The following is a 24,668-nucleotide window of genomic DNA, read 5'->3' on the forward strand; positions in this document are numbered from 1 at the left end:
ATCTCACTGTGTTCGAAGTCTCGCTATGTACCCAAAGGGCACAAGTCTCGCTATCTCACTGTGTTCGAAGTCTCGCTATGTTGCCCTTATACTGGATAGGAATTTTATCAATTCCTATCTGTGCAAAGAAAAAAGAGCGCCAGATGATCGCGCTCTTCCTCATTTTGGATCCTCGAAAGACGCGCTCAAGACGGCGCTCCTTTCGTTTCTTGCCGCAAGTCGATGACAATCCCGGGGGGTTCCGGCTCATCCTGACTCTCTTCCCGGAAAGGAAGGAAGTACGGATCGCGTTCATAGACACTCGCTATTTTTCTCGTGTCATCGGTGGAGCCTGAATCGACCAACGATATGCGAATAGGCTTGCCACTCCAATAAGAACGGAACAGCAGTCGCCGCACGACCGCCTCCAGTACTTGTTCGGAATCGCGGACCAACAACCGGTAATGCTCTAGCGGCGGTTCGGCGCTGCTGCTCATCCGATCTGCCCATTTGTCAGCCAGCATCACGAGTAAAGAGGAGCAGCCATATGCCGCAAGCAGCCATACAAGGATCTCTTCCATCACGGTCATACCTCCTCTAGTAACAAGGTATGCCGGACAGCTTGGCCACGGTGCACTTCTGCTGCCTCTGTTTCTGCGGATGCGGATAGGCTAGCGCCCAAGTATCACGGATGGACGGCAGTGCACCCAGCAGCTACAATTTCACCCAACCGTTTTTGATGGAGATGACTACCGCCTGGGTGCGGTCTTGCACATTCAGCTTTTGCAAAATGCTGCTGACGTGATTTTTGACGGTCTTTTCACTGATGAACAAGAATTCGCCGATCGCCCGGTTGCTCTTCCCCTCCGCCATCAGCTGCAGCACTTCCCGTTCCCGACGAGTGAGCGACTCGATCACTTTCGGATCGATCGTCTGCGAATCGTCGATCGAGAAACTGCGCTCCGCCGCTCCTTCCTGCTCGCTCAACCGGCGGAATTCCTCGATCAGCTTGCCCGTTACCTTCGGATGGATGTAAGCGCCACCACTCGCCACTACACGGACCGCATCTACCAGGTCGCTTGTCCCCATCTCTTTGAGCAAATATCCCGATGCCCCGGAACGCAGCGTGCGATAGACGTACCCTTCATCGTCGTGAATGGAAAGCATGATTACCCGTGTAGTCGGGCTGACGGAAATGACATTCTCAGCCGCGGAGACACCATTGATGTTCGGCATGTTGATATCCATTAACATCACGTCCGGCTTGTGCTCTTCAGCCAGGGTAGCAGCCTCGCCGCCATCCGCACCTTCTCCGACCACCTTGAAATCCTCTTCCATTTCTAAAATACGCTTAACGCCTTCACGGAACAATTGATGGTCGTCCACAATTACAATGCGGAGCTCTTGCTGTCTCTTATCCATGATTCATCCCCCTGTACACGGTCTGTGTTTTTTCACATTTTTAGCGGTATTTGGAAAATAACTTTCGTCCCTTCATTCGGCGCAGATTGTACTTCCACACTGCCCTCCAGCAGCTGAACGCGTTCCTTCATGCCCAGCAAACCGAAGGACCCGCCGCCCATCATTCGTTGTTCCAAATCAAATCCGACGCCATCGTCTTTCACCACGAGGCTCAGCGAATCCTGGACGAACTCGAGCTTTACTTGTACGGATGTGGCCCGCGCGTGCTTCTCCACATTGTTCAGGCATTCCTGAACCAACCGGAAAATCGCAGCCTTCACTGAGCTGCGAAGCGGAGGCTCCACTCCAAATACTACCAGATCAATGGAAGACTCGATCCGATCTTCACAAGTTTGTATGTACTTCTGCAAAGTCGGTACCAGTCCCAAATCGTCCAGAGCCATCGGGCGCAAGTCGAAGATGATCCTTCTGACGTCGGCCAAACTCAAGCGTACCATTTCCTTCAATTCGTGCAATTCCATTTGCGCTTCCAGAATGCGCTCATTTTTCAACATTCTTTCGACGATCTCCGAACGCAGGACGACGTTCGCCATGGACTGCGCCGGGCCATCGTGGATTTCCCGCGCGACCCGCTTGCGCTCTTCTTCCTGCGCCTGGATGATTTTCAGCCCCATGAGCTGATGCTGCTTGGCGGACTCCAACGCTTCGCCGATCTTGCTCAGATCGCCGGTCAAGTACCCCAGCACGACACTCATTTGGGACACCAGCTTTTCGGCACGCTCAATTGTCACTTCCAGCGTGCGGAGTTGACGCTCCAGATCGTTTCGCCTGCGCTTCAGGTTGTTTTCCCGCTCCCGGTATATGGACAGCTCCACCTGAATGCGGCTCGCTTCTTCGTAGGCGACCCGGATGTCTTCTTCGGTGTACTGGTGAAAATTTCGGCTCACCAACACAAGGCGGTTGCGGGACTTGCGATATGCCAGCTCCAGCGCATCCACCTTTTGTATGACTTTTGAGATTTCTTCCCGCAGCTCGTGCAGATCGAGCTTGAGGGAATTTCCTTGCTGTCTTGCGTTTTCTGCTATATCAAATATTTGATCTTTGCTTGTCTCCACTGTTTCAATCGTTCGTTTAATGACTCCATCGAGCACGCTTATGTCAATCGCTTTGTTCATGATTGCTCTCCTTCAAACTCGTTTTTCGCTTTCGTGAACAGCTGATGGAGGCTTGTTTCATCCACACTTGGGAGACCCACGTCGTATCGCGGGATGGTAAACGGGTCTGTGCCCCTTTTTACCACTCCTGGTGTGGAAGTAAATACAAAGCGGTAGCCGGCTTGCCGGGCAGTCTCCCTTACAATGGTATTGGTGTAGCCAAATGGCAGTGAAATCGCGTCCACCTGGTGACCCGTCCATTCGCCAAGACCGACACGGGACATGTTGAAGTCCACGTACAGGCGGTCTCTGTATTCCTGTTCAACTTCCAACCGTTGCAAATCCTCCCGAAATACCGGAGCCGTTTCAGGCCCCAGCTCTCCCCATTCATTTCTCTCTTCCGCGTCGTGCAGGCTGTATGTATGGGAACCAAAGGCAGCCAGCCCTGTTCCAGCCATTTCGGCTACCTCCTGACGAGTAAGCGGTGTTGTCATGTTTTCTGGTTTTCGATCCATCCCGTCGCGCAGCCGGTCCGCAATTATAAAATTAACGGACGGATAGCCGTAGCGCCGGAGGATCGGAAACGCGTCTGTGTAGTAGCTTTCATAACCATCATCAAAAGTTATGAAAACGGCGTTGGCGGTGGATAGATCACCTGTTTGCAAAAATCCGGTGAATTCATCCAGAGTGATCGGATTGAATCCATTCTCATGCAAAAAGGACATATGCCGAGCAAAAAGCTCAGGCTTTATGGCGTATGGTTGCTTGGATTTCTCTGACACATGGTGATACATGAGTACCACCACTTGATGGCTATACCATATTTTCGGTTTTCTCGTTGCATTTTTTAAGGGTGTGACGTTTGTCTCAGCAGCCTGCTCTTCCCTTGTGCTTATAGACGTATCAACATGGGGAAAAGGTTGCAGTTCCGGTTCATTCTTTTTTGTCTCGAGAGCATTTCCTATGTATCCAATGATTAGTACAGCTAGCAAAAAGGTAACAAATACAGTAAGGGAGAGACTCCTATTATTCAAAAAAACCCCTCCCTGCTCCCCTTTGCCTCTCCCTGGAGGAAAACCCTTGTTGATGCCCGGCCCATTCAAAGATGAACGGCCCGCATCCAAAGGAACGTTTTCCTGCTGAATCAGGAGAAGTATCCACGATGTTTATACTTTTGACTCAATAATGATTCGACATCGTCCAACAAAATCCTTTGCAGGAGCGATCCCCAATAAATGGCTGAGGAAGCTGGATCAACAAAAAGAGCCTAGCGTCTAGACTAGGCTCTTATCTTGACCGATTCTTATTTCGCCAAAGAGGCAGCATCTTGTTTCAAGGCTTCTGCCTTGTCTGTTTGCTCCCAAGGAACATTCAGGTCATTGCGGCCGAAGTGACCGTACGCTGCTGTTTGTTTGTAAATCGGACGACGCAGGTCAAGCTGCTTGATGATGCCGGCAGGACGCAGGTCGAAGTGTTTGCGAACCAGTTTCACCAGATCTTCCTCGGAAACGGTTCCGGTGCCAAATGTATCTACCGCGATGGAAACAGGTTGAGCTACCCCGATTGCATAAGCCACTTGGACTTCGCATTTGTCAGCCAGGCCTGCAGCCACGATGTTTTTCGCTACATAGCGCGCTGCGTACGCGCCGGAACGGTCCACTTTGGTCGGATCTTTACCGGAGAACGCGCCACCGCCATGGCGAGCATAACCGCCGTACGTATCCACGATGATTTTGCGGCCGGTGAGTCCAGCATCCCCTTGAGGTCCGCCGATAACGAAGCGGCCGGTCGGGTTGATGAAGTATTTGGTGTCAGCATCGAGCAACTCAGCCGGAACGACCGGTTTGATCACATGCTCCATCAAGTCTTGCTTGATTTGCTCCAGAGTGGTCTCAGGAGCGTGTTGGGTGGAAATAACGATCGTGTCGATACGAACCGGCTTATCGCCATCGTATTCAACGGTTACTTGTGTTTTGCCGTCCGGGCGCAGGTACGGCAGGGTGTCGTTTTTGCGCACCTCGGTCAGGCGGCGAGCCAATTGGTGTGCCATGCTGATCGGCAGCGGCATCAGCTCAGGTGTTTCGTTGCAAGCAAAGCCAAACATCAGGCCTTGGTCGCCGGCGCCGATCGCTTCGATCTCAGCGTCGGTCATTTGGCCTTCGCGCGCTTCCAGGGCTTGGTCTACACCGAGTGCAATGTCAGCGGACTGTTCGCCGATAGCGGTGATTACGCCGCACGTATCCGCATCAAAACCAAATTTCGCACGGTCGTAGCCGATGCCGCGAATGGTTTCGCGAACCAGCTTTTGGATGTCTACGTACGTGTTTGTGGTGATTTCACCGGCAACCAGCACGAGTCCTGTCGTTACGGATGTTTCGCAAGCGACGCGGGCGTTTGGATCTTTGGACAGGATGGCATCGAGAATCGAATCGGAAATTTGGTCACAAATTTTATCCGGATGACCTTCTGTTACGGATTCAGATGTGAACAGACGACGACCTTTTTGCAAAGCCATGAGAAAATTACCTCCTTTGACCTCATACAAATAGTGTGGTAGCCGAGTCAGGATTTTATCGACGTAAACGCAATAAAAAAACCTTTTCCAACATGTAGGAGGAAAAGGTTTGAGCGCTTTTTGCTTCCTTCATCCTCTTATCGGCCAGAACAGATGTCCGTTCTGCTGGTTAGCACCGCCTCTAATCGGTTGCCGGGCTTCATGGGGCCAGTCCCTCCGCCTGCTCTGGATAAGAGTATCCATTACGGATTATAGAATAATTGTTTTTTTCTGTGGTGTCAATAGACTTTTACCGAAGCTCGTACTTGCCGCGTACCATGACGTGGGAAACCCCTTTGTAACCGGCAGCGGGACGCAATCCGCGATTGTCGGAACGGGCAATCAGGAGCAAGTGATTGGCCCCGACGATCGCACCGCCTTTAAGGTCCACGCCTGCCGTCAAATCAGTCAGGCCGTCCCCTTTATTTCCCGCTACGGCTTGAACGGTACCCGTACGGACGATAAACTCGGTTCCTTCAAAGCCGTACAGCGTCTGCCCGGGATTCAGCTCCACGACTTTCAGCGTGCTTGCCCCTCCGCCGCCACCTGCAGCCTGAATCTGCTGGTCTACGTAGCTCTTCGTCACTACTGGGTCATCGACGGAGCCAGGGACTCCCCCCACTCCGTCCGCCATCGCCTGCGTGGCGAAGATGGCCATGCCCCCGATTGCTGCTGCCAGAAAGCCTTTTGTGACTGATTTCATTGTCGTCATCCTCCCCAGTTTTGCCGTAAACACTTGAATGTTCTGATTGGCTAAAATTTGTATGCTTTCGCAAGAAGTACCACAACTTCCGCCCGGGTAGCGATTCCTTGCGGCTTGAATGAGGAACCGTAGCCATGCAGCCAGTCTCTGGAAGTGAGTGCTTCGATCGCAGGCGAAGCCCAGTGGCTGGTAGGCACATCCCGGTAGCTGGAGGTACTGCGTTTATACAGCAGCACGTTTTGGGCGCGGGCGATCATCGAGGCCATTTCGGCACGGGTAATGGCCCGATCGGGTTTCATTTCCTTGTTCGGGTATCCTTTGATGATCCCGACTTGATAGGCGATGCCCAAATTGTTGTATGCCCAGTGTTTTTTGGACATGTCGCGGAAGGTCGTTTTCCCTGTGTACGAAGCCGGGACAGGCAGTCCGCTCGACCGCATCGCCGAAATGAGCATGGTCGCGAACTGGGCGCGAGTCACCGCCTGATCCGGCTTGAATGTGGCGTCCTTGAATCCATTCACGATACCCCTCGAGCTGAGACGGACGATTTCGGAACGGGCCCAATGGCTGCTGATATCCCGGTATCCGCCGATCAACACCTGCTGGTTGACCGTCAAGCGATACAAATCGTATTTAAACGGAACCCCGCTGTTGAGCCGAATGTAATATTTTCCTGGTTTGAGCCGCGCACTCAAAATTTCCTTTCCTTGGTCGGACAGCTCCGCCACTTCATTCGTGGACGCCAAGGCGTAGTTGAAGTTGTTTGCGCTGTACAAAGCGATCCTCACGCCCGAAGCCACAGGGATGAAAGGAGCGCGAATCGTGACGTACGATTCGCTGCTGACTGTAAATTGGAACCAGTCAGTATCCGTCGCAGTCGGCAAAGTGCCTGTCATCAGGTTGCCGCCCGCCAAATTCGACGCCTGGCGATATGTATCGTTCGGCTCATTTACATCTTTTTTCACCGGCGTAAAGTTGAGGTCGAGCTGGTACTCGCCGTTTACCGCGTTTTGCTCGTACTCGCTCACCCGCAGGAAGTACTTGCCGGGTGATACTTCTTTTTGCGCGCGTTCTGTCGGATCGTCGCGGTCACCGTTGTCGTACAGTGGATCCCAGGTCGTGCTTTTTCCCTGTTCCTTGCCGATTGCCAGCACCGGATCCATGCGCTTGTTGTCCGGGGTCACAGTAACCGTCAGATGGCCGTACTCGCGGACGTAGTAAGAAAACCAGTCCTGATCGCCTTCTGCATGGAAGTTGCCGGTCACGCTGATCTGATTGCCCACCAGCGGCCGAGCAGTGCCCATCGTGTCGTTCGGTTCGCTGCGGTCCGGATTGATCGTAAATCGGCTGGTCAACACGTAGGAAAAGGAATTCACGCCACCGTTTCGCACCAGCTTGATGTCCAGCTTCCCCGCCTTCGCCGAGACCGTGACCGTATCGCCATTCCCGATGTAGTGCGTGACAGGCGTCCGATTGTCGGAATAAAAGGTGGCGGCCATGGGAGATGCTACCGTTGAGGTAACGGAAGCTGTCAGGCTCACTTTTCCGTCGTACGGGACATCCATCCGGAACCAGTCAACCGTATCATTTGGCCCCAGGTTCCCGCGAATTTGCGATTCGATGGGGAAAGCCTTGGCCTTGGACCGCAGGTTGTTCGGTTCCAGAAAGTCGTAGGAGATCGGAGTTTTGACCGCTTTATCCACATCCAGCAATCCATAGCCTGTCGTTCTGTCCCAGCCGCTCTGGCCCAGATCTGTCGCGGTCTGGTAGAGCAGCTGGCGGACATCGATCGGCTTTAGCTTGGGGTACTTCGCCATGATCAGGGCGGCGGCACCGGCGACTTGCGGAGCAGCAGCCGACGTCCCGCTAAACGATCCATACGTGCCCCCCAGCTTCGTCGTATAGACGTTCAAGCCTGGCGCCATCAGATTCAACTCCGGCCCGGAGTTGGACTCGTAAATCGGCTGGTTGTTGCTCCTGACCCCGCCTACTGCGATCACAGTCGGATAGGCGGCTGGATAAGCGACGCGGTTGCCTTCATTGCCGCTCGCCGCGATCAAGACAGCTCCTGCCGCTTCCGCACGGTTGACGGCGTTGGTCAACGCGCGCGAATAGGACATGCTGGAAACCGACATCAGAATGACCTTCGCGCCCTTGTCCAGCGCCGTGTTGATCCCTTTCGCCACGAGATCGAGATCAGCCACCGCCCGCTTGTCCAGCACTTTGATGGGGAGTACCTTGGCATTCCACAGGACCCCTGAGACCCCGATTCCATTGTTCCCTTTCGCAGCCAGGACCCCGATCACTTCCGTACCGTGACCGTTGTCATCCTGGGCTGATTTGCCCGGGGATACCAGATTGATGCCGGGCAACAGGTTGTCCTTCAAATCGGGATGATTGTAGTCGGCTCCCGAATCCAGCACCGCAATGATATTGGAAGTATTGCTGTTTACTGTGTTCCATGCCTTGTTCGCTTTAATTTGCGTCAAATGCTGCTGATTATCGAAATAACGGTCATTTGATTCATCTGCAGCCATCGCCGGTCCGACATCCGCAATCGTCATCGTGAACGCCATCGCGATCGCGACTGCTGCTAATATCGCTTTTTTCATAAAAAACCTCTATTGTGGCCCGTTCAAAAATAAACGAACGCGTTTTGATAGAACATTCCTTCCTGCTCACTCGTCCCCGTCCGCCCAAACTTCATGGAATTCAGGCACGTCCCTTCTTCCCCTTAGCATAGCGGAATGGACAGGGGACACGCAAGTACACTCAGCCAATATTTGGAATGTTCGCTCGGATCGGTAACCGCCTTTCCGAGTTGCCCGTAAGAAAATGTCTAACAAAGTACGTTACGTAACAGCGAAGCGATTTACTGGAAGGTCGTCACGAGAAGGTTATGCTTTCTGATTCAGTTAGAAAAACCCTTTTCACCGTGGGGCAAAAAGGGTCTCTTTGTTATTGCAACAAACCGTTGTTGCTCTCCACTACTCGATTGCGATTCGATGAACGTTGCTTTTTTTGCCGGGCTTTTGGAATGACCGCGACCAGCTTGCTCAGATCCACCTCTTCCTTCTTGATGGAAGTGGAAGGAATATCAAAAGCCCACACACGGAAGCTGTTCGCTTCTACCTTCATGTTTTCCAGCGTGAACTGAACGCGCGCGACAGTCTCTCCCTGCTCGTCGTTGACGATGATCGGCACTTCCGTAAATTCGAGGCGTTTCTCCAGACCATTGCGGAAAGCCACCACGACACGGATTCCGCCATTTTCGGCCGCCATGAGGTCCAGCACTTGCAGATCGACTTCTCCCGGCTCTACCGGAGTCAACTGTTCGGCCTTTTCCTTGTACTTGTCAGCCTCTTCGGAGGAAAGCACGCCTGCCAGGTCATTATGCGTATCGGCTTTTTTTACAGACGGCTTTTGGTATGTCAGGAACAGCGGAACTTCCTTCTCAGGCAGCTTGTTGAATTCATGCCAGTGAAAAATAAATTCGTAAGGTCGGCTGGCCAGGTCGCCAATCGGACCGGAGGAAATCAGGTTGAACGTCTTCTTGGCCACCACTTCGCCTTCCGCAGTTACCAGCGTCAACGGGAGCTTTTGCAAAAGCACGCTGCGACTGGTTGCATTGCGAATGTAAGTCAGAATCACGTACCCTTCTTCGGTTACTTGCGTAAAGAACGGCACGACTCCGATCTCATCGCGCACGACCGCAGGCAGCTCGTCATGAATGTACTGCAGCAGTTCCGCTTCCGTCTCATCCAGGCGATTTTCCCACGGACCATTCAAAATCAGCTCGAGCTCTCCGGAAGGGATGCGCGTGGAGGACTGCTCGGGATGGTCGATCCCCGAAACCCCCAGGTAAAACTCTTTATGCAAATGCTCGTGGATATCTTCACGTACTTGTTCCAAGCTCTCTTTGGAACCAAACCAGTTTTCCAACAACCAACTCATAATTCGGCCTCCTCAACCCTGCTGTAAGAGAATATGCCTATCGGGAGGTGCTATTTTACTTCAAGCACCCATCTACGCAGGTTCGCATTTGGTTTTTTCACTGCCTGTGGCGGGAATACAACCACCCATGGGCGAATGGAACCCGGTTTCACCTGGATACTGCTGGCATCCACGGAACCTCTCGCCACTACATCCCCATCCTGATCCGAGATCGTAATGTGCAGCTTGTCGGGACTGTACATCTCCTTCGCACCGTTGCGGAACAATAGTCCCGCGACCAGCCTGCCGTCATTGGCCATTGCAATGTCAAAGCCCGTTACTTCTACGGTGTCTACCGGAATAGGCGGCAAGGAATGGGCCAATGCCTCCAGACGGTCTTTTTGGCGCTCCGTCATGCGCTTTTCCATCTCGGCGTCGATTTCCAGAAATTTAGGCCAGACATGCGTGCTCTTCCCGGCTTTCATGACGACTTTCCAGCGCTTGAACGTAAAGTTGTCATGCAGGAAGCTTTCTTCCGGGAACAGGATCTCCCACGGACGGCTCGATCTCGCAGGAATGGCTCCCATCTCGGACAAGTCGACTCTCATCCGTGCAAACGGCTTGTCGTCGAGATAAATAGCCAAGCGAACATGTTTAAAACGTACCGGCTTATCCAGCGAGTTGCGGAAGAACATCGTCACAGTCAGGCCATTTGGCTGCGGAATCATGCTGAAACCGGTCACGCTGACCATGCCTTTGGGCATATCCGGCAATTCAGCCTGCAGGAAACGCAACGTATACTTTTTCTGGGCATCCAGCTCCTGCTCCCAGATCGGGTGGAGGGACAGCTCCGTATGTACCCTCGCGCTTGCTGTGCCTTCCTCCGCATGTCCTTCTTTCTCGAAATCCGCTTCGGCGTCACTTAATTCATGGACGTCGAGCGCCACTTCTTCTTGCAGTTGCTTTTTCAGTTCCTCTTCATCTTTTCCAAACCAGTTTTTCAAAAACGAAAACATGTGTTACCTCCTCACACGTCCGGACACGACCGAAGCTATCTTATTATCATAAACAATAATGCGAGAGGGGGCAAATGCCCTGCTCGTCGCCATCATTCTCAACCTTGCGGGACACTGACCTTCCAACGGGAAAAATCGGGCTCATCTTTTTGAATGCTTTCCGGCGGGAAGATAAATAGCCACGGCTTGCTCGTATTCGCATTCACCGTCAGACTTCCCAGCTCGAACAAACCTTGGGCCACGATCTCGCCCGTCGCATCATGGAGTACCAGTGGGAGCTTCTCAAACGAAAGCGATTGGGTCGAGCCGTTGCGAATCAGCAGCATCACATTCAGAGACCCATCCTGGTCGCGGCGGACTTGCACGCTCTGGATGTTTACCTCTCCTTCTTTAATAGAAGGCAGTCGCTTTGCCAGCTCAATCAGCGAGTTCTTTTGCTCATCCGACAGCGTCTTGATCCACGACTCTTCCAGCTCCAGCTGCTGCGGCAGCACCATTTTCTTTTGCGCCATCTCAAAAGCGACTTTCCAATTCACCAGCAGGACATCGACTTGCAGAAAGTGCTCCCGCTCAAATACAAACGACCACGGTCTTGCGGATCGCGGCGGAATTTCCCCTATTTCGGACAAGTCAAAGACCTGGCGGGTAAACAACTGCTGATCCCCGAACAATACCACCAGCGTCGTCTCTCCCAGACGTACAGGGCGATCCGAGCTATTTCGGATAAATGCCGTCACTTCGACCCCGGCATCGTGCGGAACGAGCGAGGTGCCCGCTAATGAAATATGGCCTTCTTGAAGCGGCTCCAATTCCTGCGCCATAAAGGACAGCGCGTATTTCTCCTGGCTGCTCAGCTTTGATTCCCACGTTTCATGCAGGGAGAGTGCCGTCACGACACCCGCTTGTGTTTTTGATTCCTGAAGCGATTCCTGATGTGACTGTTCGGTATCAGTAGCGGGCAGAATAGACTCTTCCTGCACGTGCTGCCTGACCTCATCACGTGTTGGCGTATTCCCCAATAAATTTTTCAAGAAGGATAGCATACCGTCTCTCCCAACTTTTCTCTACCTATAATATAGAGTTCCTGTTCGTCATTCACTATAGCACAGTGGCATTCGTTTGCAACATCGAAAACTTGGCATCTTTCCCGTGCTGTTTCTCGCGTCCGTTCGGGAAAGTTGTTCCCTGCGGCCGCCTTCTCCCCGCGGGTAATATTTGTTAGGATACCTGCAAGCTCAAGCCATGTCAAGGAATGGAAGCGCCATTGTAATATGTAACCTTTTTCCATATGCGCAATAGGTTTACATAAATGCTCTCTATTGTTAAAATAAGCATTGGTAAACGAATGTTCTTGGGAATGAATATGCCAGCTGACCTCCTCAGCTGGCCCTTTTTTACCGGTCTCATAAGGAAACGCCAGACTAGCTGCTGCTGTCTGGCGTTTTTACCGTAATAGAGATTCGTACCGCTTTCTTGCCGTACTTCGCGGTAATCGTGGCGATGCCTTTTGCTACTGCCGAAATTTCCCCCGCGTCGTTCACGCTCGCTACCTTTTCGTTTGACGTCGTCCAAACGATTCCGTCCGCGACCTGCTCTTTCGATTTGTCGCTGTAGGTCGCCTCAATCGTCGGGGTGAAAGTCTCGCCGGCCCGCAGCGTTACTTTCGCCGCATCGGCCTGGAGCTGCTTCAGGCGGGTGTCCACGCTGACTTTTACAGATTTGCCTCCGTAGGACAATGTCACAGTCGCCAATCCAAAGCCCGCAGCAGAGATCCGCCCCTCCTGATAGGCCGCGACACCTTTATCCGACGAGGTCCAGGTGATCTGCTCCGCGTCCACCGCTTCCCGCGTCTGGTCTCCGTATGTGGCCACAAGCTCGATGGGATATGTCATGCCTGGCTTGAGCGCTATAGATGTCTTGGCAGCCGTCAGCCGTGTCACTGTTATGTCTACCGGAACGGACACTGTCTTGCCTCCATAGCTGGCCGTAATCGTGGTCTTCCCGAAGCCTGCCGCCGTGACGATTCCGTTTTCCACTGTAGCGATTTTATTGTTTTTCGATTTCCATTCGACGTCTGCGGCAGCTACCTCCGACTTGGTGCCGTCAGAAAGAGAGGCGGTCAAGGTAATCGTCCCCGTCCCTTCGGGGTGCAGGGACAGCTTGCTCTTGTTCGCCTTCAGGCTTTTTACGCTGACAGGAGCTGGGGAGGCAGCCTTCTTGCTTCCCACAGCCTGATAGGCATTGACCAGCCCATATCCGTACAGGTCATCCCTGCCGATCTTGCCCAGGTCCGTCGCGGTATCCTGCAGCCGACGTGTCAGCTCGGCTACGGTCATGTCCGGCTCGCTTGCCTTGAGCAGCGCCGCCACCCCGGAGACGAACGGTGTCGCCTGGGAGGTCCCGCTCCCGAAGGCGTACCGTCCTCCCGGATACGTACTCAGGATGTCCACACCGGGAGCTGCCAGATCCACACTGGAGCCGTAGTTCGAGAAGCTGGCCAGCTTTCGCTTCGAGTCTACCGCGCTTACTGTGACGACACCGGAGATCGAAGCCGGGACGTATCGCTCGACGTCTGCGCTGTCATTGCCTGCCGCCGCCACGACCAGGGCCCCTTTGTCCATGGCGTACTGCACCGCCTCTGTCAGCAGCTTCGGCTTTCCATTCACTGCCTCGTCCCACTCGCCTCCCAGGCTTAGGTTGATCACGTCGGCTCCTAGATCGGCCGCATCCATGATGGCTGTCGCGATGTTGTACATGTCACCCTCGCCCTTTTGGTTCAGCACCTTCATCGGAAGGATCGAAACGTTCCGGTCCCCGGCCACTCCGGCAATGCCGGCGGAATCGAGCTTGGCCGCAATAATTCCCGCTACATGAGTGCCGTGCCCCTCGTCATCCCGGGCGTCGTTGTCATCGTTGACATAGTCGTAGTCACGTTTGGTATCGACCCTTCCTGCCAGATCGGGATGCCGGTAATCGACCCCGGTATCCAGCACGGCGACGACGACATCATGGTCCCCACTCGCTGCATCCCACGCTGCGGGAGCCTGAATCTGATCCAATCCCCACTGCTCTGGATAATACTCGTCGTCAATGGAGGTGTCGGCTGCATACATACGGATGTTCGGCTCGATGTATTCGACATTCGGATCCGCCGCCAGCGACTCCAAGGTCTTGTCCTCCGCGCCTTTATTCATCCGGAGCAGCACATGCCGGTCGCCTTGCTCCGAGAGGGAAGCCCCACCGCTCTCTGCGCGCAGCATCGTGGCGTTTTTGGTTGCGCCTTTGCGGAACTTGACGATGTACTCTCCTGTGTCGCTCTTCTTGATCTGCTCTCTGACAGCGGTCTTGTCTGAATCGGCAGCGTACGTGACGGTCCATCCGGCTTGCAGGGATACGCTGCAGACTGCAAGCGCCACCAGCATTTTTCCGCATAGGGTTTTGGCAGGGATTCCTCTCATGTCTCCTTCTCCTTCTCTGCTCTACTCTCTTTCTAGTTCCCTACCCGTTTTCGGCTCGGGGAAAACCAGCGGGAAACAGTTCGGAGCGTGTGCTTCTCCTTCGGGTGAGTCCAGTGTACGGTCGGCGACTTAGAATTGCTTTTGAAGCAAGCAGATCGTCGTTGTTATTGATAAAAAACCCCTCAGAATCTCATCTGAGGGTCTCAAAAAGGAATGCACTGGAATACGTTCTACCCATGTTCGGAGTAAAGAAGTAAACCCTACGATGAACTAGTCATTACTCACAGCGCCGATTGATCACTCACCAGTCGTTGGCAGTTCATCAGGGTTATCCGCAGCAGTCGTCGGATCGCCACCGTCACCATTTTCAGTTGTCGGTGCTGTTTCAACCTCAGCTGGATCTGCCCCTGACCCAGGTTCCGTTCCATTTGTATCGGTATCATCGATGATGATAATGTCCCCTTTGTCCTGATAGGTTACGTTTGCCTTTAGCTGTTCCCCAATGAATCGGAGCGGCAGGAATACGCGGCCCTGCCTGATTACGGGAGCGGTCTCCATTTTCACCGTCGTTCCGTTCACCACTGCTTCGTTTTTATCCGGGGAAAGCGTGATAACCGTATCGCCACGAACTACTTCTACTGTGCGAGCTTCTGCGTTCCAGTTGACTTTCGCTTTCAAGGCCATGCTGATCGCACGTACAGGGACGAGAGCACGCCCCTTGTCCACATATGGCCGGGCCTCCATCTCCACCTCTGTGCCGTTGACGAACGTGCTCAGCCCCTCTTCTCCCGTTTGCTCATACAGTTCGCCCAGCTTTGTAAATTGCTCGGTGTCTCCCGGTTTATAAAAACGGTCCAGCAGCTCCTTTTGAACCTCCAGAGCCTGCTTCAGTTCCGACTGCTGTTCCAAAAGAGTCGTTAGCTCCTCGTACTTTGCCTTTAGTTCCTCTGTGATCTCCGTAGCATTTTTCAACTGCTGACGAAGCTCGATCAGTTCCTTCTTGGTTTTTACCGCCTGCCGAACAGCCTCTTTCTTTGTAACCGGCTGAGTACCATCCGGCGTTGCCGGTTCCGAAGTGGCTTCACCGCCATCAGTAGCCGTGCCTTCCTCCGGCGTGGATGTCTCATCAGGTGAAGCGTTTTTCTCCGGCTTTTCTGTTTCGTCTCGTTTACCAGGTTCATCCGTCTTTCCCGGTTTCTCTGGTTTCTCTGGCTTCTCCGGTTTCTCCGGCTTGTCCGGCTTCTCCGGTTTCTCTGGCTTCTCTGGCTTCTCCGGTTTCTCCGGCTTGTCCTGTTTCTCAGGCTTCTCCGGCTTTCCGCTACCTTTTCCATCTGCTTTCATCGTTTTTTCCGCATGGACGACCCCTGCCATCGGGGTGGCAGCTAACAGTGTGAGGACAAGGCTGGAAAACAACCATTTTTTTATCATCGATGATTCCTCCTAGGAGTACTTTAGTAGGTTTATCGGCAATTGACACCTGATGATTCATATCCCAAAAGTAGGAGGTTACCAGAAAATGCCCTGTTAACCTAGTTTGCCTGCAGAGCGGGCTGTCAAATTCGAACCGAATCCTATCGAAGTTAACGGCTTTTCATGATATTCTCGTCCCACGCCTCTTCAGATGGACTCACGATACGCTCCATGCGGGAGAACTGCCTGGCAAATTCATCCGCCGTCAATGGTTGACTGAAGTAGTAGCCCTGTGCTTCGTTGCAATGATATTTTTGCAGAAACGCCAGATGATCCTCCGACTCTACCCCCTCGGCGTTTACCTCCAGATTCAGCTGTTGTGTCATGACGATAATCGTCTTTACAATGGTAGCGTCATTCGAATCGGTCGTACAATTCCGCACAAACGATTGATCGATCTTGATTTTCGTGATCGGCGCTTCCTTCAAATAATGAAGGGAACTGAATCCGGTCCCGAAATCGTCCAGGCTTATTTTAATCCCCAGGCTCCTCAGCTCGTTTAAAATCTTCAACGCATGTTCGCTGTCCATCATGATGCTTTCCGTAATCTCAAGTTCCAGATAGGCCGGATCCAGCCCCGACTCTTCCAAAATCCCTTGAATCTTTTCCAGTAAATAGGGCTGATACAGTTGCCGGACGGACAGGTTGACAGAGATTTCAAACGCGGGCAGTCCCGCCTTTTGCCAAGCCACCGCCTGCATGCATGCCGTTCGCAGCACCCATTCCCCGATCGGGATAATCAACCCCGTCTTTTCCGCCAAGGGGATAAAATCCGCTGGCGATATGAACCCTTTTTGCGGATGCTTCCACCGAATCAATGCCTCCACTCCGCTGACTTTCCCCGAAGCCAAATCGAGCTTTGGCTGGTAATTGAGCAAAAACTCGTCCCGTTCCAGCGCTTTTCGCAAATTCGTCTCGATTTTCAATGACTCCAAGTCATTTTTCGCCTGAGTCATTTGGTAAAACTGAAAATTGTTCTTGCCGCTTCTCTTCACCAGATTCATGGCTGCATCCGCCCTGCGAATGAGCTCCTCGCTTTCCCCTTCTCCGTCCGATGGATAACAACTGATCCCGATACTGGGCGTGGTGTACAATTCATACTCATCGACGTAAAAAGGATCGGCAAAGCAGTCAAGCAAGCGTCGGGCAAACGCCGCTGCCTCTTGCCTGCTCATGCGGGGAATCGAAATCAAAAATTCATCTCCCGCACCCCGCGCCAAATTCCCTTCACGCTGGACGTACTCCTTGAGCCTTTCCGCCACCGCCTTGATCATCCGGTCGCCGATCTCATGTCCCAGTGCGTCATTTATCAATTTAAAATGGTCCAAATCCATCAAAAAGAGAACAATCGGAGATCCGTCTGCTAACAAAGTGCCCAACTGATTGCAAAAATGATACCGATTCTTAAGCCCCGTCAAGGAGTCATGGTAGGCCATATAGGCAATGGTATCTTCCGCTTTCTTGCGATCCGTCACATCGATGACGGTCCCGATAATCGCAGGCCTTCCTTCGTAGTTCGTAGTCGAGCCGTGAATTTCCACGTAAAATTCCGTTTGATCCTTCTTTTTCGCCCGATATTGGCAGTGCGTAAAGGGGCATCCCTCTTTTTCGTGTTTGTTCAAATTCCCGCTCATCAAAGCATGATCTTCTTCGCAGATGAAGTCTAGTATATTCAGCTGGACGATCTCTGCTTCCGTGACGCCAAACATGTCGGTCAGCTTCTGATTGGCATACACGATCTTTCCATCCTGTATGATGTAGGTGCCTACCAAGGCGTCTTCGGCCAGGCTCCGATACTTCGCTTCGGTTTCTTCCAGTGCTTTCTGCGCCTTTTTTTGGGACGTAATATCTGTCAGGATCCCGTACACGCCGACGACTCGGTCCTCCACGATAATGGGGATATTCGTAATGCTGACCTCAAATCGCTCCCCCATTTTACTGTAAATCGCCGATTCGTATGTCGCGGGTTCGCCCTGCAAAGCACGTTGGAACTGTTCGATCGTATTTGGCAGATACTCTGGGACAATATAAGGAATAAATGATTGATGCAACAGTTCCCCTTCTGTATACCCATACGATTCGATGACTTTATTCGCGTGCAAAAAATTCCCGTCCGTATCCAAGGTCAATACCATGTTGGGATTTTCCTGATAGAGAGACTGATAGTATTGCTCATTGGTTTTTAACTGCAAGGATTGATTCGTAATTCTGTCCTTTATTTTCGCCCCAAGCAAAACAAGCAGCAACAGCCCAATCGTCAAAATGCCCAAGCTTTCCGCCATCGCTGTCGTATCCATGCTCAATTGAAAAACACCGGTTCCGGGAAGTGTAGTCGATATCGTGGCCGCTGCCATAGCCGTGTAGTGCAGGCCCAGGACGGAGGCCCCCATGGTCACCCCGCTTCTCAGCTTTACCCGCTTGCAATCGTGACTGCTGCATGTACGGACCCACCTCAGGGCAAGGTACGTCCCCGGCATGGCGATTCCAATCGACAAGAGCACTAACGGTATATTGTAACGCATCACGATCTGGTCATAAAAAGCCTCCATGCCGAAAAAGTGCATCGCTCCGATGCTCAGTCCCATGATCAAACTGCTGCTTACGACGGCGTTCTCTTCTTGACTAAAACGGTAAAACGCCACGTAAGTCCCAGCTGCCCCCGTAAGCAAGGAAGCCCATACCAATAGGAGATTCACCTTCAATTGGTTAAAGGGATGGTAGGAAAGGGTTCCCACGAAGTGCATGCACGAGATTCCAAACGTCACCATCAACGAAATTCCGAGTATCCATATACTTCCGATACGTGGTTGAGCGAGTTTTCTGCGGAGGTAGAGGTCAAATGCTGCATACAATGTCCCCATTGCAACCATTACGGACAAACCAACAAGAATGAGATTATAGGAGTGTATCATCGTATCATCGTGTCACCTCACACCGATCCCGGATATTGCTCTAGCTGTACGCGGAAGGAAAACATCCACAGATACTCTGTTCCCCGATGCGGACCGTTGCAAACATTCCTGCTGTGCTGTTCGCGTTTGAACGAGGATCGCGATGCCCATCCTGTTCGTCTGACCGGTTTGTCTGTCTATGAATAGCTCACGTACAGACTGTTAATAGAGAAGAAATAGTATTGGAGAAATGCAAAAAGGACTGCCCGGTTGGTATGAGCAATCCTGGTACTCTTTCTACCTTTGGCATCCGAAGTGAAAAGCTTGTAATACTGGCTGTAAGTTCTCGTCCCTTCTTATCCGCTGGCTGGGTTCTTTCGCATCTGGCCATAGCTCGCTTTTAAGGGGCACAAAAGATGCAAAAATTTAGTTAAGCAAGGAAAAAGGCCTCCCTCAGGGAAGCCTTATTGACCCAATGCTATGGGGTAGTAACAGTAGCAGTTACTGCAGTTCGTCCACGCACCAGGCTTTTTGCACGAAGGTAGTAAGTGCCGACTGGAAGATTAGGTTTACTTGTGAAACTAAAGGTACCATCTCCTTCAAATACAGCACTTCCCCAGATCGTGGCTGTACCATCTGGTTCAGGTTTAATAAGCTTATAATTTACGTAAGCCGGATTGATATTTGAGCTTTGTGTTACAACAAACGACATCGTTCCGGATGTATTCATGTAGATAAACGCTGAATCAGCATACTCGCCATTACCAAGTTGGGTTACTCTTAAAACTTCTGTTGTGGTAGAAGCAGGAGAAACAGCATTTGTAGTGGTTGGGGAACTAGCGGCCAGAACATCGGATGGAATCACAAAAGTTGCCGTTAGTAAGGATAAGAGTACGTACTTAGCTAATTTTTTCATTTCTACCATCTCCTAATATTGGATTCCACCATATTTTAGTTTAAATAACCATATTATTACAATATTTTTCACTCCGAAATATCTATTTTTTTCCATTGTCATTATTATAAGAACGTAACCCCCGCTTGTTTACTAGGATTCGTCAGTACCTCTAAGCCAAATGTAATAGCCGTATAACTCCATTATCCACTATACCTGTAGCTGAGGGAGGAATACCGCTAATCTCGTCTTATACCCTTATCTTCAAAAAGGAATTCTTTTTAACCTACACCGTGCCGACCGACTTTCATAGGGCACGGCGTGCGATCAACTACTTAAGAAGTGCTCATTTACTATAGGCTCTGTGAGCATGAATAACTTTGAGATGATAAGGGCTTTGAGTCGGAGCTCATCTTTTCTACCGTTTCCTTTTTGCAGAAAATTCAAAAATACTAGCTCTTCCAAATTTTATGGTATTATGTATAAAATGGAAAATGGAGGTAATCAAAAATGTCATTCAAGAAGCTAACGCTCGCTACTGCACTCGTAAGCACTTTAGTATCACCTGGAGTAACTGCTTTTGCCCAATCCAAGCATTCGATTGAACCTGCCGTTACCAAGGAGAAAGTCGGCCAACTAGAGATTGTTGAAAAAGTGTGGGATACACCAGTCAATTATGATTTTCAGGTCATCACGAAAGAAAATAGCAAATCAATCATGAAGCCTTACCGATTGGATTACAACGGAACAGACTACGAAGAAACCAAAACGCAAAAATACAAATCCAAAAGTTTCGAAGCGGAAGTAACCAATCGAAGCAATTTAACCGATACGGTTACACGGTCTGTTTCCAGGAAAACCTTCTTAACAGGCAAGGTAGGTACGTCAGGCGAAGGCAAATTCAATATGGGGCTGATCGAAGCGAAGGTAGGGTTCAACGCCGAGGTTTCCTTTGGAACAGAGACCACTACAACCACTACTTACACCTGGAACATCCCTGCCAGAAGCGTGACCACGATCGAATATGGATCAAAAGCCGTTGACACAAAAGGGTATATCACCAAATACATCGATGGGAAGGCGGTAAAGTCCACACGTGTCTATGCTGACTACTCGTATAAAGAATACGCCGACAAAGACCCACAACCGTTGTAATCAACCCGTAAAAATCAAAACTGCGCTAACCATTTGGACAACGTGCTCCCTTCTCCTCTTTGCTCTGACTGGATGTCAATCGGAGCCTACTCCAGTGAACAAAAGCGGTACCTTAAACCAAGAAACAGTACCAGCGACAACCAAGGCGACCAAGTCCTATAAATCGATTACGGATTACTCTACCGAGATCAATGGACAGCACATGAAGAACTCTGTCTTGGAAATAAAGAGAGATGGCAATTTGGCAAGCCTGAGCATCAAAATATGGTTGTCCCCTGAACTGCGAGAAAAAATGATGGATACAGAAAGTCCCGTCTATTTTACTTTCGGCGATGTGATGGGGAGTGAAAAAATCGCCCAGTTGCTTGTGGAGTCTCCTCCCGTTGTTCCGTTTGACCCAAGCAGTACGGACGGAACGTATACCCTCTCTCAGCAAATCAAGCTGAAGGAGAAACTGACAAGCGATGAAGAAAAAGCGCTTTTTTCTCCTGAGAATTATGAATTCCAGCTCTTGAACGAAGACAAATTAGCTGTGTACACGATTATTGGCTTGGAGCTATCCACGATCCAACAGCCTTAGCCCATTAGACGCTTTGTCTTCTTAAGAACCAAGGCTGCCCGAGCTTATGTCGAAATACCTTAATTGAAGTTGCCTAAAAAAAACCCTTAGGTTTGTTTCTCCCTAAGGGTTTTTCCATTTTATCGATATTAAGGCAATTTTTAGACAAACTCATTGATTTCGCTTGTTCCATATTCGTTTTTTTTCCATTCATTTGTTTTCCGTATGCTCCAAATTCCTTTTTTCTACAAATGATGGGTAATTCTCAATCAAAAAAGCGAGCAATACCAATACCTGAAGAGTTTTCTGTCAATTCGCAAGAGAAGTTAAGGTTTGTGCTACTTCCGAATTCAGCCAAAAAGATCTGGTATCGAAAATCGATGCTCAAATCATTGAAGCATCTGGCGATTACAAAGATCTGATTGGTAAAGTTGTTGCTACGAAAAATGTATTCTTTAAACTGGAAATTGGAACAGATCCAACGGTTGAAAAACCAGTTGTAACGAAAGCTGAGTCCAACCAGGCTGATCGTATCACTCTCTACTACGATAAAGATGCAAAAGTGGCAGACTTTGTAAAATACGACGAAGATACCAAGAAATTCGTTGTTGATGCAGATGGGAATGCTGTGCTGAATGATGGTGTAACTGTAAAGGTTACCCAACTGGATGAGACGGGTAAAGAAATTCCTAAACAGGTTCGCGGTTTCAAACCGGTGTCCGGAAACAGCAAAGCTCTTGAACTGGTACTCCACACTAGAGATGCTGCTGGAAATCTGATTAAGGACAATCAACTGGAAGATAACAAAGCTGTTCATGTTGAGATCACTCAACCAAGCAGCAATGGTGAGAAAAAAGCTCAAGCAGATTTCATCTTGACTGACGCTCGTAAACCTGAAGCTACATCCGTAGTAGCGCAAGGCTTGAAAACTGTCGTTGTAAAATTCTCTGAGTCTGTCGCCGAAGCCGATATCCAACTTGATGGTGACCTGACAAAGATTGCAAATGTTAAGTTCAACGATTTCAACCAAGCTACACTTGAAGATGAGAGAGATACTGTAACAGTCACTACAGTTGACTACCTCACTGCAGGTATTCACTCTGTACAACTCTCTAATATCAAAGACTATGCTGGGTTGACTGATCCGAAAAATATTTCTACTAACCAAACCCTGGACTTTGCTGTAGAAGCGGATCCTTCAGTACCAAATGCAACAGTATCCGTTGAGTCTCCTGAGCAATTCCGCATTGCCTTTAATAAAGAAGTGAACGACTTCGATCTGAGTGATGTCAGACTGCAAAAACTTGTTAAAGGTCAAAACGGCGCTGCTGATCAATGGGTAGATGCTCACAATGAACACCTTGTTCTTGAGCAGGCTACCAAACCTAAGTCCGAGTATGTACTCGAGTTGACTAAGGACTGGACTAAGATTTATGACACATCCAAAAACAACACCAACTACTACAACGATCAATATCGGTTGGTAATTGCTAAAGAATCCGTTACTAATCCAGCTAACGGTAAAAAGAATGCAGAAATCATTCTGCCTCTCAACTTTAGCGGTTCTGCTCTGAACACACCTGACACAGCAAGCCCTGTGATTTCCGGCTTCGAGGTTGTCAAAGCAGCTGATGCGATTAAGCACTTTGTTGTCAGCATGAATGAGCCAGTTAAGTTGCCTAATGCTGCTACAAAAGACAATGCTGGTAATACCGCTGCTCAACTTCAAAACCCAAATGAAAATGATGCAGACACAGGCGTTCCAAACCCAATCATTGAATTCTTGGGTAAAGACAAGGATGGAAATGCTGTAACTATCAAAGGTAAAGTTGTTGAGTACACCGGAGATGATAAATCCGATAAGAAATTTATTGTCAACGTAGCTGATGATCAACGCAAACTTGAGGATATTGTAAAAGCTGGCGGAGACAAGAACTGGACACTTGTAGTTCGCTCCATCTCCGATGATGTAGGTAACACTGCTGCATCCTTGACCTACAACTTCAAGGTTGATTTGGCTGCTGCTACAGAAGTGTTCATGGTAAAAGGTTCTTACCAAGATGGACCTTACAACGGAGTAAAAGGTTATCTGAACGGTAAAGGAAAAGATACCATTGTTCTCGACTTTACGGCTGACGTACAGTACACAGGAACAATCGAGAACGCAGTTAACCCGTCCAACTACCTGTTAGATGGTGTGAAATTGCCAGAGGATACAAAACTCACTGTAAGTGATTCCGACAATATTCCAGGCGTCGATATTGTAACCATCACATTGCCGGATGGAACACTTTCCGCGAATCACAACAATGTAATTACACTCTCTAAGAGCCTGAAATCTACGAAAGGTACTAAACTGACTGGAGAGTACGAAATCAGCTTCAAAGCAGGGCTTGGTGTTGAGCCTGCCGATGCAGACGCAGCCAAAGCAGTAGATAACCAAATCGCGGCACTGCCTGCAACTATCACTCTTGCAGATGAGCAGAAAGTAGTAGATGCTCGAGCAGAGTTTGACAAACTGTCCGATGCTCAAAAAGCATTGGTGAAAAACATAGCAACCTTGGAAGCTGCCGAGAAGACAATTGCTGATCTGAAGAAAGCGGAAGGGGACGCTGCTGCTAACCTGAAAGCTGCTCAAGATGCCGTAAAAGCTATGGAAACAGCAGTAGATGCAGATCTGACAAGTGAAGCTAATCTGGTTGCAGCCGAAAAAGCTGTGGCAGACGCTGAAGCAGCAGTTGCAAAAGTAGCAGCTGGCTCCGATAAAGAATATCTGGCTGCGAAAGTAACCGTTGCGAAGAAAACTGTCGCGGATGCTCGCACTAAATTCAACGGTGATGCTGCAGCTGCACTCAAAGCTGCACAAGACGCTGTAGAAGCTCTGGAAACAGCTGCGAAAGCTGACCTGACTGTTGAAAATAACCTGACTGCTGCAGAAGACGCTCTTGATGATGCAAAAGCAAAAGTTGCTAAGGTTGCTGCTGGTGCAGACAAAACAGCTCTGGAAGAAAAAGTAGCAGCTGCTGAAAAAACAGTAACGGATGCACGTAAAGCTTTTGACGATTTGGCTGCTGCAAAAACAGCACTGAACAATGCTATCGAAGCTGCACAAAGCAAGTATGATGCCGCAAATGAAGGTACAAACCCTGGGGATTATGCTACAGGTTCCAAAGCAGAGTTCAAAACAGCTATCGATGCAGCTAAATCTGTACTCGATGATGCAGCCTCGACCAAAGGCCAATTGGACAAAGCGAAAGAAGATCTGGCAACCGCTGAAGCAACCTTTGATGGAAAGAAAATCTCTTAATAAAATCACGAAACGTTACTTCCTAAACTCATCTGAGTGAAAGAAGTGGAGAAAACCCCTTTGACAATGCAACATACCGTCTGAGGGGTTTCTCTCTAACTGCCCTGTCGAATTGATTGGTGCAATTCCAATCCATGAGAACAGCCTAACTACTCATGTGCTTAATCCTCCT

The 24,668-nt window shown here is 50.3% G+C and carries 17 protein-coding genes and 1 riboswitch; of the genes, 3 read left to right on the forward strand and 14 right to left on the reverse strand.

The genetic code is table 11. The annotated features are described in order from the left end of the window. Positions 1-185: 185 nt before the first annotated feature. The 14 genes from RGB73_RS28055 to RGB73_RS28120 form a co-directional block, all read right to left on the reverse strand. Positions 186-560 (reverse strand): glycosyltransferase family protein, encoded by a 375-nt coding sequence (locus tag RGB73_RS28055; protein WP_310774583.1) that lies wholly within the window; start codon positions 558-560, stop codon positions 186-188. 133 nt (positions 561-693) lie between these two features. Further along, positions 694-1,401 (reverse strand): response regulator, encoded by a 708-nt coding sequence (locus tag RGB73_RS28060; RefSeq protein ID WP_310766603.1) that lies wholly within the window; start codon positions 1,399-1,401, stop codon positions 694-696. Positions 1,402-1,433: 32 nt separating this feature from the next. Continuing rightward, positions 1,434-2,576, reverse strand: a complete 1,143-nt coding sequence (locus RGB73_RS28065; RefSeq protein WP_310766605.1) for a sensor histidine kinase — start codon at positions 2,574-2,576, stop codon at positions 1,434-1,436. Beyond that, positions 2,573-3,679 carry a polysaccharide deacetylase family protein gene (locus tag RGB73_RS28070; protein ID WP_310766607.1) on the reverse strand — a complete coding sequence of 369 codons (1,107 nt, stop codon included), beginning with the start codon at positions 3,677-3,679 and terminating at the stop codon, positions 2,573-2,575. Before RGB73_RS28070 ends, RGB73_RS28065 begins: the two co-directional genes overlap by 4 nt. Before the next feature lie 179 nt (positions 3,680-3,858). Continuing rightward, the gene (metK, locus tag RGB73_RS28075) at positions 3,859-5,070 is read right to left on the reverse strand and encodes a methionine adenosyltransferase (RefSeq protein ID WP_310766609.1); all 1,212 of its coding nucleotides are present in this window, start codon (positions 5,068-5,070) and stop codon (positions 3,859-3,861) included. Between the two features lie 134 nt (positions 5,071-5,204). After that, positions 5,205-5,306: riboswitch (SAM riboswitch) on the reverse strand. 53 nt (positions 5,307-5,359) lie between these two features. Continuing rightward, a complete protein-coding gene (locus RGB73_RS28080; protein ID WP_310766611.1) occupies positions 5,360-5,812 on the reverse strand; it encodes a hypothetical protein in 453 nt (150 codons plus the stop codon). Between the two features lie 50 nt (positions 5,813-5,862). Next, positions 5,863-8,424, reverse strand: coding sequence for a S8 family serine peptidase (locus tag RGB73_RS28085; RefSeq protein WP_310766612.1), 2,562 nt, complete (start codon positions 8,422-8,424; stop codon positions 5,863-5,865). Positions 8,425-8,770: 346 nt separating this feature from the next. Continuing rightward, positions 8,771-9,766, reverse strand: a complete 996-nt coding sequence (locus RGB73_RS28090; RefSeq protein ID WP_310766614.1) for an SLAP domain-containing protein — start codon at positions 9,764-9,766, stop codon at positions 8,771-8,773. A 50-nt stretch (positions 9,767-9,816) separates the two neighbouring features. After that, positions 9,817-10,761, reverse strand: coding sequence for an SLAP domain-containing protein (locus RGB73_RS28095; RefSeq protein ID WP_310766616.1), 945 nt, complete (start codon positions 10,759-10,761; stop codon positions 9,817-9,819). Positions 10,762-10,859: 98 nt separating this feature from the next. After that, on the reverse strand, positions 10,860-11,804 hold the full coding sequence (locus tag RGB73_RS28100) for an accessory Sec system S-layer assembly protein (protein ID WP_310766618.1): 945 nt from the start codon (positions 11,802-11,804) through the stop codon (positions 10,860-10,862). Between the two features lie 378 nt (positions 11,805-12,182). Beyond that, on the reverse strand, positions 12,183-14,219 hold the full coding sequence (locus RGB73_RS28105) for a S8 family serine peptidase (RefSeq protein ID WP_310766620.1): 2,037 nt from the start codon (positions 14,217-14,219) through the stop codon (positions 12,183-12,185). A gap of 297 nt (positions 14,220-14,516) precedes the next feature. Further along, positions 14,517-15,647, reverse strand: a complete 1,131-nt coding sequence (locus RGB73_RS28110; RefSeq protein ID WP_310766621.1) for a copper amine oxidase N-terminal domain-containing protein — start codon at positions 15,645-15,647, stop codon at positions 14,517-14,519. Between the two features lie 152 nt (positions 15,648-15,799). Further along, on the reverse strand, positions 15,800-18,433 hold the full coding sequence (locus tag RGB73_RS28115; protein ID WP_310766622.1) for an EAL domain-containing protein: 2,634 nt from the start codon (positions 18,431-18,433) through the stop codon (positions 15,800-15,802). A 625-nt stretch (positions 18,434-19,058) separates the two neighbouring features. Continuing rightward, positions 19,059-19,496 carry a hypothetical protein gene (locus tag RGB73_RS28120; RefSeq protein ID WP_310766624.1) on the reverse strand — a complete coding sequence of 146 codons (438 nt, stop codon included), beginning with the start codon at positions 19,494-19,496 and terminating at the stop codon, positions 19,059-19,061. A gap of 489 nt (positions 19,497-19,985) precedes the next feature. Here RGB73_RS28120 and RGB73_RS28125 point away from each other — a divergent pair, with 489 nt between their 5' ends. The 3 genes from RGB73_RS28125 (at position 19,986) to RGB73_RS28135 (ending at position 24,496) form a co-directional block, all read left to right on the forward strand. Continuing rightward, on the forward strand, positions 19,986-20,630 hold the full coding sequence (locus tag RGB73_RS28125; protein WP_310766625.1) for a hypothetical protein: 645 nt from the start codon (positions 19,986-19,988) through the stop codon (positions 20,628-20,630). Between the two features lie 94 nt (positions 20,631-20,724). Beyond that, the gene (locus RGB73_RS28130; protein ID WP_310766627.1) at positions 20,725-21,210 is read left to right on the forward strand and encodes a hypothetical protein; all 486 of its coding nucleotides are present in this window, start codon (positions 20,725-20,727) and stop codon (positions 21,208-21,210) included. A 541-nt stretch (positions 21,211-21,751) separates the two neighbouring features. Further along, a complete protein-coding gene (locus RGB73_RS28135; RefSeq protein ID WP_310766629.1) occupies positions 21,752-24,496 on the forward strand; it encodes a sugar-binding domain protein in 2,745 nt (914 codons plus the stop codon). Positions 24,497-24,668: the final 172 nt, after the last annotated feature.

Source organism: Brevibacillus brevis (genome assembly GCF_031583145.1).
Lineage (GTDB): Bacteria > Bacillota > Bacilli > Brevibacillales > Brevibacillaceae > Brevibacillus > Brevibacillus brevis_E.